General features: G+C 72.6%; 9 protein-coding genes and 1 pseudogene. 4 read left to right on the plus strand and 6 right to left on the minus strand.

Going from position 1 to position 12,672, the window contains the following annotated elements; all coding sequences use genetic code 11:
- The 3 genes and pseudogenes from manB to B072_RS0129505 form a co-directional block, all read right to left on the minus strand.
- Positions 1-480 (minus strand): annotated as a pseudogene (gene manB / locus B072_RS0129495) (phosphomannomutase/phosphoglucomutase); the annotation flags it as partial.
- A 69-nt stretch (positions 481-549) separates the two neighbouring features.
- On the minus strand, positions 550-2,166 hold the full coding sequence (locus tag B072_RS0129500; protein ID WP_018533565.1) for an L-lactate permease: 1,617 nt from the start codon (positions 2,164-2,166) through the stop codon (positions 550-552).
- Between the two features lie 148 nt (positions 2,167-2,314).
- Positions 2,315-2,689, minus strand: coding sequence for a DUF3499 domain-containing protein (locus B072_RS0129505; protein ID WP_018533566.1), 375 nt, complete (start codon positions 2,687-2,689; stop codon positions 2,315-2,317).
- A 332-nt stretch (positions 2,690-3,021) separates the two neighbouring features.
- On the opposite strand from B072_RS0129505, the gene B072_RS0129510 reads away from it, so the two are divergent.
- On the plus strand, positions 3,022-3,495 hold the full coding sequence (locus B072_RS0129510; protein WP_051127319.1) for a metallopeptidase family protein: 474 nt from the start codon (positions 3,022-3,024) through the stop codon (positions 3,493-3,495).
- A gap of 18 nt (positions 3,496-3,513) precedes the next feature.
- On the opposite strand, the gene B072_RS0129515 is transcribed toward B072_RS0129510, so the two are convergent.
- The 3 genes from B072_RS0129515 to B072_RS0129525 form a co-directional block, all read right to left on the minus strand.
- Complete coding sequence (locus B072_RS0129515) at positions 3,514-5,007, minus strand: DUF5719 family protein (RefSeq protein ID WP_018533568.1); 1,494 nt, start codon at positions 5,005-5,007, stop codon at positions 3,514-3,516.
- Positions 5,004-8,696, minus strand: a complete 3,693-nt coding sequence (locus B072_RS0129520; protein ID WP_018533569.1) for a glycosyltransferase family 2 protein — start codon at positions 8,694-8,696, stop codon at positions 5,004-5,006. Before B072_RS0129520 ends, B072_RS0129515 begins: the two co-directional genes overlap by 4 nt.
- 205 nt (positions 8,697-8,901) lie before the next feature.
- Entirely contained in the window at positions 8,902-9,165 is a 264-nt protein-coding gene (locus B072_RS0129525) for a WhiB family transcriptional regulator (protein WP_018533570.1), read from the minus strand.
- A 686-nt stretch (positions 9,166-9,851) separates the two neighbouring features.
- Between B072_RS0129525 and B072_RS0129530 the strand changes: the two genes are divergently transcribed.
- Genes B072_RS0129530 through B072_RS0129540 form a run of 3 tightly spaced genes read left to right on the plus strand, consistent with a single transcriptional unit; the run spans position 9,852 to position 12,668 of the window.
- A complete protein-coding gene (locus B072_RS0129530; RefSeq protein WP_018533571.1) occupies positions 9,852-10,364 on the plus strand; it encodes a cysteine dioxygenase in 513 nt (170 codons plus the stop codon).
- A gap of 43 nt (positions 10,365-10,407) precedes the next feature.
- A complete protein-coding gene (cofD, locus tag B072_RS0129535) occupies positions 10,408-11,376 on the plus strand; it encodes a 2-phospho-L-lactate transferase (protein WP_018533572.1) in 969 nt (322 codons plus the stop codon).
- A complete protein-coding gene (locus B072_RS0129540) occupies positions 11,373-12,668 on the plus strand; it encodes a coenzyme F420-0:L-glutamate ligase (protein ID WP_018533573.1) in 1,296 nt (431 codons plus the stop codon). The genes cofD and B072_RS0129540 overlap by 4 nt, the downstream gene beginning before the upstream one ends.
- The last annotated feature ends 4 nt before the right edge of the window (positions 12,669-12,672 follow it).

Below are 12,672 nucleotides of genomic sequence, written 5' to 3' on the forward strand. Positions count from 1 at the left end.
CGCCGCGTAGTCCTTCAACGTGTCGCGCCGCGTCACCGTTCCCGCCGACGCGGCCGGCTCCGGAGCGCCCGACACGCTCCACTCCTCCACCAGTTCACGGATCTGAGCCAGGCCCGTGTCCTGCCCCACCGGCGCCGCGCCCGCCCGGCACAGCTTGATGCCGTTGTACCGGGCCGGATTGTGCGACGCGGTGAACATCGCGCCGGGCAGGTTCAGCGCCCCCGACGCGTAATACAGCTGATCCGTCGAGCACAGGCCGATCTCCGTGACGTCCGCGCCCAGCGCCGCCGCCCCGCGCGCGAAGGCACCGGACAGACCCGGCGAGGACGGCCGCATGTCGTGCCCGACCACGATCGCGTCCGCGTCGGTCACCCGGACGAACGCCGCCCCGAACAACTCGGCCAGCGACTCGTCCCACTGATCGGGGACCACCCCACGCACGTCGTACGCCTTGACGATCTGCGACAGATCAGCAGCCATGCCGCCCAGCCCTCCTGAAGTCCTCACGGACCCCACAAACTACCTGGCCCGACGCGGTTCACAGCGCGGTCACGGCAGCATCCACGACAGCACCGCCGTGCTCTGCGCGTACACGATCAAGCACATCACCAGCAGCAGTCCCAGGCTCCACGGCAGCACCTTGCGCAGCAGGTCGCCCTCCCTGCCCGCGAGTCCGACCGCCGCGCAGGCGATGGTGAGGTTCTGCGGCGAGATCATCTTGCCGAGGACGCCGCCCGAACTGTTCGCCGCGGCAAGGAGTTCGGGCGACAGGCCCGACTGCTGGGCGGCCGTCACCTGCAGGGCGCCGAAGAGCGCGTTGGCCGAGGTGTCGGATCCGGAGACCGCGACGCCGAACCAGCCGAGGACCGGCGACAGGAAGGCGAGGCCCGCTCCCGCCGCGGCGACGAAGTGCCCGATGGTGGCGGCCTGCCCGGACAGGTTCATGACGTACGCGAGGGCGAGCACGCTCGTCACGGTCAGGATCGCGAACCGCAGTTCGTGCACGGTCCCGAACCACTCGCGCACGGCCACGCGCGCGTGCACCCCGATGACCACCGCCGTGAGCACACCGGCAAGCAGCACGAGGGTGCCTCCGGTGGAGACCAGCGGGAGCGTGAAGACATTGCCGCTCACCGGGTCGCCGTCCGGGCCCGCGACGTTCAGGAAGGGCCAGTCGAAGACCCGGTTCGCCTTCGCCAGCCAGTCCTTGATCACGGGGATCTGCGCGAGGGAGAAGATGGCGACGATGAGCGCGTACGGGGCGTAGGCGCGCAGCACTTCGGAGCGCGGGTCCTCCTCGTCGAGGTCCTCGCTGCGTACGCCGGTGAGGACCGCGGCGCGCACGGGCTCGGCGGCGGGCCTGCGCGCCTGCGGCACGGCGACGAGCGCGCCGGCGCCGACCAGCGCGGCCCCGATGTCCGCGAGTTGCGCGGAGACGTAGTTGGAGGCCGCGAACTGGACGACGGCGAAGGCGACTCCACAGGCCAGCGCGGGCACCCAGGTCTCGCGCAGCCCGCGCCGCCCGTCCACGAGTCCGACGAGCACCAGCGGCACCACGAGCGCGAGCAGCGGTGTCTGACGGCCCACCACGGAGGCGACCGCGTCCAGCGGCAGGCCGGTGACCTGAGCGAGTGTCACGACGGGCGTGCCCATGGCCCCGAAGGCGACCGGCGCCGTGTTGGCCACCAGCGCGACGACCGCCGCCTTCACGGGGTCGAAGCCGAGCGCGACGAGCATCACCGAGCAGATCGCGACCGGCGCCCCGAACCCGGCGAGGGCTTCGAGGAGCGCGCCGAAGCAGAACGCGACGACGAGGGCCTGGATGCGCGGGTCGTCGGAGAGGCGCCCGAAGGAGCGGCGCAGGATGTCGAAGTGCTGGGTGCGGACCGTCATCCGGTACACCCACAGGGCGTTGACGACGATCCACATGATGGGGAAGAGCCCGAACAGCGCGCCCTGCGCGGCGCTGGAGAAGGTCTGGCCGATCGGCATCCCGTACGCGAGCCAGGCGACGAGGACGGCGACGGCGAGGCCGATCAGCCCCGCGAGATGGGCCTTCATGCGGATCACGCCGAGCAGGACGAGGACGGTGACGAGCGGCAGGGCCGCGACAAGGGCGGACAGGCCGAGCGAGCCGCCTACGGGCTCCAGTTGCTGGACGAACACGAGCGCCTCCCGGAATCCCGGATTCCCATACAGCAGGGTGGCGAAATGGTCGTGTCCTCAACAAACGCGCGTCAACGCGTGGGACAGAGATGGTGGCCGGATGACGGCGAAGATCTCGTGAAGGCGACGACTGTGCCCGCGTATGGGGTCAGTTGTCGGGCGAGCGCAGCACCCTGAGGTGACCGCGGCGCGCGACCTCCATCGGGTCCGCGGTGCGGGGGCCGCCGCCGGCCTCCGCGGCGCGCTCCTGGGGGCGGGCCGCCTCGCGCACGGCGTTGGCGAGGGCCTCCAGGTCGTCGCCGCTGGGGCGGCTCGGGGCGCTGCCGTCGGTGAGCCGGACGACCTCCCAGCCGCGCGGCGCGGTGAGGCGCTCGGAGTGCTCGGCGCACAGGTCGTAGCAGTGGGGCTCGGCATAGGTGGCGAGCGGGCCGAGGACCGCGGTCGAGTCGGCGTAGACGTACGTCAGCGTCGCGACGGCGGGGCGGCCGCAGGCGGTGCGCGAACAGCGACGTACAGGGCTCACAGCGTTGGACGGTACCGCACTCTTGAGCGGGCCGCGACGACTCTCCCCGAGGTCACCCCACCGTGTCGCGGTGTGAGACGGCGCACACCGGCTCGCGCGGGCGCGCTCATGACCTGCGGCGACCCGGGGCCGTACGCCCTTCCGAACAGTTGAAATCGGTCACCACTCAGGACATATGCCTTCAACTGTCGCGAGTTCAACGGTCCGGGAGGGATACGGAATCAGGCCCAAGAATGGCTTGATCGGTCAGGAAGCGACATGCGGTGCTCCGTACGGGGCCGCCCCGCTTCGTGCGCCGCTTCCGGGTCCCGGAGGACTACGCTGCGTCGGTGATGGAAAGGCCAGACAGTCAGGTACCGCTCTCCCCCGGCGAGCCCCGTCCGCCGCGCCGCCGCGACCGGCACGGCCGTGGCATGCGCGGGCCCGTGGCGCCCCCGCAGGTGCCGCTGTCCGCGAGCCGCGCCGATGCCTTCGCGGATCTCGTGCAGGACTCCGTGGAGCGCCTGGAACGACGCTGGCCGCAGCTCGCGGAAATCGACTTCCTCGTCCTGGAGGTACCGCGCCTGACGGCCGAGGACGAGGCCTGGGGCGGCGACTCCGTGCCGCTGGGCGGCACGATCCCCGCGCGGGACGACCGCCCCGCGCGCGTGGTCGTCTACCGGCGCCCCATCGAGATCCGCACCAAGGGCCGCGACGAGCGCGCGGCCCTGGTGCACGACGTGGTCGTCGAGCAGGTCGCCGAGGTCCTCGGGCTCACCCCGGAGACCATCGATCCCCGGTACGGGGACGGAGACGTCGAGGACTGAGCCCCGCGGGGTCCCGCGCTACTTCTGCAGCACCGAGAGGTCCTCGTCCGCCTGGGGCACCGACACCGTCCCCCGGTCGTCCGGCAGCGTCTGGACGGTGAACGCCGGAACGCCGTCCATCTTGTCCTCCAGCATCCGCGAGCCGTAGACCTTGCCGCCCGACACGGGCTCGACCGTCAGCGCGTACGGGCCCTTCAGGCCGCTCGGCACGGGCGGGGTGAGCGCGAGGGTCGTACCGCCCTTGACCGTGTACTCCTTCGTGACCGCGGTGCCGCCGTCGGCGCCCGCGGACGCGGTGACCTTGACCTTGCCGGCGGCGCCGGGCGCGGTCAGGTGGAGCGTGGAGCCCTTGGCCCGGTTGTCGGCGACCGTCGCGCGCGTGCCGATGTCGCGGGTCGCGGGGATGAACGCGGTCTCCTGGTCGGCGCCCTTGCCGCGCGTGACGCGCAGCGCGGCCACGACCGGCACGGAGTCCTCCGTGGGGGTCAGGATCAGCGAGCCCGCGTCGCCGCGGGTGACGGCTCCCAGGTCGACCGCGGTGGTCATGCCGGACTTCACGTGCAGCGTGTCGTGCCCGGCGGGCGTGATCCTGCCGCTGGACGTGGCGAGCTGGATCTTCAGGTCGGCGTCGTCCTGGCCCGGCGCGAAGGCGACCAGGCGCACGCTGGTGGCGTCCTTGGGGATGCCGGGCAGCACGAGGGAGGCCGCCGGGTCGGTGGAGGCGGGCAGCCAGTCGCCGCCGAGCTTGTCGTCGGCGGAGGAGACGGCGGCCGCGACCCGGCCGCTGCGCGCGGTCACGTGCAGCGTCAGGTTCGTGTACGGCTTGTCGGTGAGGGTCGACAGGAGGACCGGGACGCTGGCGTGCGGCGCGATCTGGATGCCCTCGCCGACCTCGGACTTGATGGCGCCGTCCGGGCCGTACAGCTGCACGTCCACGACCGCGGCCTCGTCGTCCGGGTTCGTGAGGTGGATGTAGTCGTTACGGTCCTTCGCGGTGGAGGCGCCGGGGAAGTAGAAGTCGGTGTCGGGCGCCGAGCAGTCCACCCCGAGCAGGCCGCGGCCCGAGCCCGCGGCCACCGTGGTGGTCTGCTGGACGGTCCAGCCGGGCGCGAGGGCGCCGTCGGCGGTGCCGACCAGGGCCGGCGCGTCCGCGTCGGTCGCCTCGCCCGTGGCCGGCTTGCCGGGCTCCTTCGGGGTGACGACCGCCTTGGGCTCCTTGGTCTTCCCCTTGGAGTCGCCGCTGTCGCTCGCCCCCGTCTCGGCGGGCATCAACTGCGCCTTGCCCGATCCGCTTTCGGCATCGGCCGACTTGGGCGTGTACGACGTGTACGCGGTCTCCGCCAGATCGGACTGACTGGGCGCCGGGCACAGCAGGCTGGAGCGCTCGACGGGCAGCTGGGCCGCCGCCTTGACGGGGGCGTCACCGTCGTCGCCGGACGTGACGGAGGCGAACCCCGTGACGGCGGCCAGGACGGTCACGGCGGCGATCAGGGACAGGGTCGTGCGGTTCACTGCTGGCTCCCGTCGGGGCGCTCACCATCGGCGCCGTTGCCGTGCTGCTGCTCGTACGTCGGGTCGTACGACGGGTCGTAGGGGGCGGCCTGTTGGTCGTACGTGCCCCCGTAGGCGTACGGGTCGTACTGGCCCGCCTGGTAGGGGTCGGCCTGCGGGTCGTATCCGTAGGCGCCGGCACCCTGCTGGTACTGCTGCTCCCCCACGGTGTACGTGCCGTACTCGGCGCCCGCGTAACTGGGCTGCTCCCACTCGCCGTACGTCTGCTGCTGCGGGATGTCCGCGACCGGGGCCTCCTCCGAAGGGGGAGGCGGCGACATGTCGTCGGTGCCCGCGGCGGCCTGCTCGGCCTCCGCCTGGGCGCGCAGCCTGCGGGCCCTGCGGCCCTCGCCGTCGGCGGGCTGCGCGGGCACGACCGGCTCCTCCGGGAGGTCGTCGTCGACGTCGCGGCGCCGCCCCGGCAGGGCGAGCACCACGAGCACGATCGCGAGCGCGCCCTGCGCCCACAGCCAGGCGGTGTGCGTGAACGGCGCGTCGTACGTGACGTCCAGGCGGCCGCCGGACGCGGGCAGTTCGAAGCCCTGCGCCCAGCCGTCGACGGTGGTCCTGGTCAGCGGCGTGCCGTCCAGCGTCGCGGTCCAGCCGTCGGCGGCCTGGTCGGCGAGGCGCAGCACGCGGCCGTCCGGGCCTTCGTGGATGGTCGTGTGCAGCTCGACGGGGCCCGCGGCGACCGGCCTGGCGGCGTCCGAGGCCGAACCGGTGCTCGGCGTCGGCAGGATGACGGCCCGCGCCACCTGCCGGTCGACGCGCCACAGCGCCGTGCCGTCCTGCTGGCTGAGCCGGGTCAGGCCGGGCGTGGAGTCGAGGACGCGGCCCATCTGGCGCGGCGCCCCGTCCCGTACGAGGACGTAGCGCACGGCGAAGCCGCCGAGCTGGTCGGCCTGGTCGGCGCCGGAGCCCGCGACCAGGTTGGCGACGACCTTGTCCAGCCTGCCGTTGTCGCCCGCCGCCTCGGTCAGTTCGCCGTCGCCGAGGCGGGCGCCCGCGCCGCGCACCAGCGAGTACGAGACCGAGCCCGTGGAGCCGTCCAGGACCAGCGTGCGGGCCTGGTCGCGGGTGCCGGCCTCCTCGGCGACGAACGCCGGGACCTGCACCGGGTCGCGGCGCTCCAGGGGCCCGTCGGCGCCCCGGATCATCCAGCCCGCGGCGAGCAGCAGCGGGCCCGCGGCCGCGGCGAACGCGACCAGCGCGGCCACCGGCTGGCGCCAGCCGAAGCTCTGCTCGGCCACGCGCGAGCGCGCGCCGTCGGCGCCGAGCGCGGCGGCGGCCAGCAGGGCGAGGCCGTAGACGAGGGTGGCGGGACCGGCCCACGTCGACTTGTTGGACAGGACCGCGAAGACGAGCGCCACGACGGCGACGGCCCACGCGGTGAGGACCGCGAGGCGGCGCTCCTGGCGCAGCAGTGCGGCGAGCGCGGCGAGGACGACGCCGATGAGCAGCAGGCTGCCCATGGTGCCGGGGCCGCCGGGCGAGGCGCCGAGCAGCCCGATCGCGCCGGCCTGGCCCTTCCCGTACGCCAGTCCGGCCTCCTTGAAGAAGCCGAACGGCAGCAGCGACAGGGACCACGGGGCGAGCACGAGGAGCGGGGTGCCGAGCGCGGCAAGGAAACGCAGCCCGTACGCGGTGATGTCACCACGGCGCACCACGAGGAGCGCGATGCCGAGGACGAGGGCGATCGGCCAGACGATGGGCGTGAAGGCCGTCGCGAGCGTCAGCAGCAGTGCGTACGCCCAGGTGGCGCGCCAACTGCCGCGCGCGCCCTGGGTGTTCGTCGCCCCGGCCTTCAGACCGGAGGCGGCGAGGCCCGCGCGCGCGATGAGCGGCAGCAGGATCGCGAGCACCGAGGTGCCCACCCGGCCGCCCGCGAGAGCGCCGGTGGCGGCGGGCAGGAACGCGTACGCGACGGCCGCCCACGCGCGCAGCAGCCGCGACTCGACCAGCGGCCTGGACGCGAAGTACGCGGCGAATCCGGCGAGCGGCACCGAGCCGACGAGCAGCACGGTGATCGCGAGTCCGGTGGAGCCGAACAGGACGGAGGAGAGCGCGCCGAGAACGGCCAGGTAGGGCGGCGCCGCCTGGGTGCCGCCGATGCTGGTGGCGTGCCAGGCGTCCAGGTAGCGCGACCACAGGTCGGAGGCGTCACCGGGCGCGGGCAGCAGCGCACCGCCCGCGAGCGCCCCGCTGCCCAACAGCCCTCTGCAGGCGATCAGGGAGACGAAGAGAAGGACGACGAAGAGCATCGGCCCGGGGTTGCGCGCGATGCGCTTGAGGCGGGCGAACTGCTCGACCTCGAAGAAGTCCGCGTCGTCGCCGGGCCCCGATTCGAGGCCGCCGCCACCGTGCCGTCCCGCGGTGGTGGTCTCCGGGTCGGCGGCGCCGAACAGATTGCCGGCGACCTGCTCGACGGTGAGCCGCACGGTCGCGCCGGGCGGCGGGAACAGCGGCTTGAGTTCCTTGGGGTCGACGTTCCCCTTGCCGCGCTGCCTGCGGCCGGCCATGATCCGCCCCGGCCGCAGCAGCGTCGCGAGCAGACCCGTGATCTCGTCGAAGGCCTGTCCCGGCACCTTGCCGACCAGGTACGCGACGGTCCGCAGCACCGTGCCGACGACGAGCCGGACCAGGACCCAGGGGAGCACCGCCGCGCGCGCGTTCACCAGCAGCGTGTAGACGGCGCCCGCCTTGTCGACCTTGTGCGGCGACGAAGCCGTGCGCCCCACGCAGTCGACGGTGCGGCGCTCGCGCGAGGACGCCTCGGCGTGCCGCACGACGGCTTCGGGCGCGACGACGACGCGATGGCCCGCGGCCTGGGCGCGCCAGCACAGGTCGACGTCGTCGCGCATCAGCGGCAGCCGGCGGTCGAACCCGCCGAGCTGCTCGAAGACATCACGCCGGATCAGCATGCCGGCGGTGGACACGGACAGGACGGGCCGCACGTGGTCGTGCTGTCCCTGGTCCTGCTCGCGGCGGTCGAGACCGGTCCAGCGGCGCCCGGAGTTGGCGATGGAGACGCCGACCTCCAGGAGCTGCCTGCGGTCGTACCAGCCGCGCAGCTTGGGTCCGACGATCGCGACGTCGGCGCCCGCCTCGCGCTCCGCCTCGACGACGCGCAACAGCTGGGCGAGCGCGTCGGAGTCGGGCGCGCAGTCGTCGTGCAGCAGCCAGAGCCACTGCTCGGGTTCGCCGTGCGGCAGGTCCGGCAGGTCGTACGCGTCGTCGCGCCAGGTGCGGCTGACGGGGTCCCAGCCGCTGGGGCGCTTCAGATACGGCAGCTCCTCCGGCGTCAGGACTCCGGCGGTGCGCACCGCCTCCTCGACGGCCTGGCCGAAGCCGGTGCGGCGGGCGAGGTGCAGGACGCGCTCGTCACCGATCGCCTCGGCGACCAGGCGGGCGGAGTCGTCGGCGCTGCCGGTGTCGGCCGCCACCGCGTTCTGCACGGGGCGCTCCTGGCCGAGCACTCCTGACAGGACGTCGGGCAGCCAGCGCGCGCCGTCGTGCGAGACGAGGACGGCGGTGACGACATGCCTGGGGAACTCGGGGGCGCTGCTCGGATCGAGCCCTGCGGCGTGCCCCGGGTTGAACGCGGCGGCGGCAGTGCCGAATTGGCCTGCCGAGTGGCTGTGCACGGACATCGAGGTACGGGCCCCGGTTCGTTGGACTGCGGTGGACACCCGTGGCGCGCGGGGGCACTGGGGTGTCTCGGACGGGACCTCACACTAACGGCTGCCGACAACAGCGGCCCGCCGCCTGTGGATAACCCACCTGCGCCGGGCCGTACGTACCGCGAATACGAGACCGAAAAGCGTCCTAGGACAGCGGCCTTCTTCAGCTGAGGAGCTAGACGGCGGCCTTCTTCAGCCGCCGGCGCTCGCGCTCGGACAGGCCGCCCCAGATGCCGAACCGCTCGTCGTTGGCGAGTGCGTACTCCAGGCACTCCGAGCGGACCTCGCACGCCAGGCAGACCTTTTTGGCCTCCCTGGTCGAGCCGCCCTTCTCAGGAAAGAAGGACTCGGGGTCGGTCTGGGCGCAGAGCGCGCGCTCCTGCCAGCCGAGTTCCTCTTCCGCATCCTCGACCAGCAGATCCGTAAACGACTCGGTCATAGTGCGCCCCTCGTCCGTCCGTCCATGCGTCCCCGTGATGTTGCCGTTACCGATTTCGGCTGAACGACACGAGTGAAATTACAAGTGTGCCGATCCGGGGCAGTCAAGCCGGGATCTGCTATTGGGCCCCTTATTCACTCTGCGGAACCAAGGGTATGCGGAAAGTGTTCAAATCGGCAAAAACCGTGACACTTGCCAGTGGCCCATACGGATGTCGCCACCCTCTCGCCCCTCCCGTAAACCACTACAAGGAAGGACGCCGCGGAGTTTGATCTCGTTCCGAAGCGCACGCAGGAGCGAACCTGATCACATTCGGGTCACGGGATCGCAACGGCGTTTGCGCGCCGGCTTGATGCGCCACATGTCCGCCACTTGCACTGCACAAACCTTTCGGCAGACAGAACAACCGGATAGGGCTAAACATATCTCGCATTACGGACATCGGGTTGACAGCGGAAGCATGAACCGGTGTTCTGGTGGGCATGCTCGCGAACTTGGCACTTACGACGACGACCCGCACCGCCGGGTCCGTCTGTGCTGACCGCGCGTGCCACAGCTGTTGCTGTCCCAGCTGTTGAGTCGTTGAGCCTGCGAGCTCCGACCGCGCCTTCTCCTCTCTGAACCCCTCTCCGTGCCTGATCCCGTCGAGCGGGCACCCGCACTTTCTCTGAGGAACCCCACACCCGATGAACAGCGACAGCGACCTCCAGATCGCCGGCGACATCCTCGAAGTCCAGCACCTGCTGCAGCCCGCTCGTGAACACCCCGAGACCGTGGCCGAGTTCGTCGGCCTCGCGCGCTCCATCGCCGCCGACCGCTCCCAGTGGGAGCACCTGGTCGAGTACGACGCCACGTCCCGCTGGTACCACCGCCTGCGCACCGGCCCCGGCTACGAGGTGTGGCTGCTGTCGTGGGTGCCCGGGCAGGGCAGCGGGCTGCACGACCACGGTCGCTCGTCCGGCGTACTGACGCTCCTGGAAGGCGAACTGACGGAGCGTACGGAGCGGGGCGCGCGGACGCTCGGAGCGGGCGCGCAGCGGGTCTTCGCGCCGGGATACGTCCACGAGGTCGCCAACGACTCCCTGGAGCCGGCGGTCAGTCTGCACGTCTACTTCCCCGGGTTGTCCGAGATGCCGATGCACTCGGCGGCCTGCTCCGTGGTCGACGAAGCCGACAGGGCCGGCGAGGTCGCGGTCTGAGACCGGCTGCCGGGCTGTCGGTGCTGCCTGCGATGCTGGGCGCATGCGCATTGTGGTTCTGGCAGGCGGCATCGGTGGTGCCCGGTTCCTTCGCGGTCTCAAACTGGCCGCCCCGGACGCGGACATCACGGTCATCGGCAACACCGGGGACGACATCCACCTCTTCGGTCTGAAGGTCTGTCCGGACCTCGACACGGTGATGTACACGCTGGGCGGCGGCATCAACGAGGAGCAGGGCTGGGGTCGTACGGACGAGACCTTCAAGGTCAAGGAGGAGCTCGCGGCGTACGGGGTCGGGCCCGAGTGGTTCGGGCTCGGCGACCGGGACTTCGCGACCCACATCGTCCGTACGCAGATGCTGGCGGCGGGCTTCCCGCTCAGCGCCGTCACCCAGGCGCTGTGCGAGCGGTGGCAGCCGGGCGTGCGGCTCATCCCCATGTCGGACGACCGGGTGGAGACCCATGTCGCCGTCGATGTGGACGGTGAGCGCAGGGCCGTGCACTTCCAGGAGTACTGGGTCGGGATGCGGGCCTCCGTGGACGCGCAGGCCGTGGTGCCGGTGGGCGCCGAGCAGGCCAAGCCCGCGCCGGGGGTGCTGGAGGCCATCGCCGAGGCGGACGTCGTCCTGTTCCCGCCGTCGAACCCCGTGGTGAGCGTGGGGACGATTCTGGCCGTGCCCGGGATCCGGGAGGCCATCGCGGAGGCCGGGGTGCCGGTCGTCGGTCTCTCGCCGATCGTGGGCGACGCACCTGTGCGCGGAATGGCCGACAAGGTGCTGGCCGCGGTGGGCGTCGAGGCCACCGCCGCCGCTGTCGCCGAGCACTACGGTTCGGGGCTGCTCGACGGGTGGCTCGTGGACACCGTGGACGCGGGCGTCGTGGAGCGCGTCGAGACGGCCGGGATCCGGTGCCGGGCCGTGCCGTTGATGATGACCGACCCGGAGGTCGGCACCGCTGCGGCGGACATGGCGCGCGCCGCGCTCGCCCTCGCCGAGGAGGTGCGGGGCGCGTGACCGAGTTGCGCGTATGGGCCGTGCCCGGGATTCCCGAGGTGCGCGAGGGCGATGACCTGGCGAAGCTGATCGCCGCCGCCGAGCCGGGTCTCGCGGACGGGGACATCGTGCTCGTCACCTCGAAGATCGTCTCCAAGGCGGAGGGCCGGCTCGTCCGCGCCGACGACCGGGAGGCCGCCATCGACGCGGAGACCGTACGGGTCGTCGCGCGCCGCGGCACGCTGCGGATCGTCGAGAACCGGCAGGGCCTGGTCATGGCCGCCGCCGGGGTCGACGCCTCCAACACCCCGGCCGGGACCGTGCTGCTGCTGCCCGAGGACCCCGACACCTCGGCGGAGGCCGTGCGCGCGGGGCTGCGGGACGCGCTCGGCGTCGAGGTCGGCGTCGTCGTCACCGACACCTTCGGCCGGCCCTGGCGCAACGGGCTGACCGACATCGCCATCGGGGCCGCCGGGGTGCGGGTCCTGGAGGACCTGCGGGGCGGCACGGACGCGTACGGCAATCCGCTGAGCGCGACCGTGGTGGCCACCGCCGACGAGCTGGCCGGTGCCGGGGATCTCGTGAAGGGGAAGGCCGGAGGGCTGCCGGTCGCCGTGGTGCGCGGGCTCGGCGACGCCGTCGCGCCCGGACAGGGCGGCTCCGCGCGCGAGTTGGTGCGCAGCGCGCGTGACGACATGTTCCGCCTCGGCACCTCGGAGGCGGTCCGGGAAGCGGTGACGCAGCGGCGTACCGTGCGGGCCTTCACCGACGAGCCGGTGGATCCGGGAGCCGTGCGGCGCGCCGTCGCCGCCGCCGTGACCGCTCCCGCGCCGCATCACACGACGCCGTGGCGGTTCGTGCTCCTCGAGACGGAAGCGGCCCGGACGCGGCTGCTCGACGCCATGCGGGACGCGTGGATCGCGGATCTGCGGCGCGACGGGAAGAGCGAGGAGTCGATCGCGAAGCGGGTACGGCGGGGGGACGTGCTGCGCAACGCGCCGTACCTCGTGGTGCCGTGTCTCGTGATGGACGGGGCGCACACGTACGGGGACGCGCGGCGGGATGCCGCCGAGCGGGAGATGTTCGTGGTGGCGACCGGGGCCGGGGTGCAGAACTTCCTGGTGGCGCTGGCCGGTGAGCGGCTCGGGTCCGCGTGGGTCTCGTCGACCATGTTCTGCCGGGATGTCGTGCGGCGGGTGCTCGATCTGCCCGAGTCGTGGGATCCGATGGGGGCCGTGGCGGTGGGCCATCCGGCCGCGGCGCCGGCCGAGCGGGCGGCCCGGGTCGTCGCGGAGTTCGTCGAGGTGCGGTAGGGGC

Source organism: Streptomyces sp. HmicA12, from assembly GCF_000373565.1.
Classification (GTDB): Bacteria; Actinomycetota; Actinomycetes; order Streptomycetales; family Streptomycetaceae; genus Streptomyces.

Bases quoted from the DNA above. Each gene is read 5' to 3' on its own strand.
- B072_RS0129510 (WP_051127319.1), top strand. From the start codon at position 3,022: ATGGAAAGGCCAGACAGTCAGGTACCGCTCTCCCCCGGCGAGCCCCGT.
- B072_RS0129520 (WP_018533569.1), bottom strand. From the start codon at position 8,696: ATGTCCGTGCACAGCCACTCGGCAGGCCAATTCGGCACTGCCGCCGCC.
- B072_RS0129525 (WP_018533570.1), bottom strand. From the start codon at position 9,165: ATGACCGAGTCGTTTACGGATCTGCTGGTCGAGGATGCGGAAGAGGAA.
- B072_RS0129530 (WP_018533571.1), top strand. From the start codon at position 9,852: ATGAACAGCGACAGCGACCTCCAGATCGCCGGCGACATCCTCGAAGTC.
- cofD (WP_018533572.1), top strand. From the start codon at position 10,408: ATGCGCATTGTGGTTCTGGCAGGCGGCATCGGTGGTGCCCGGTTCCTT.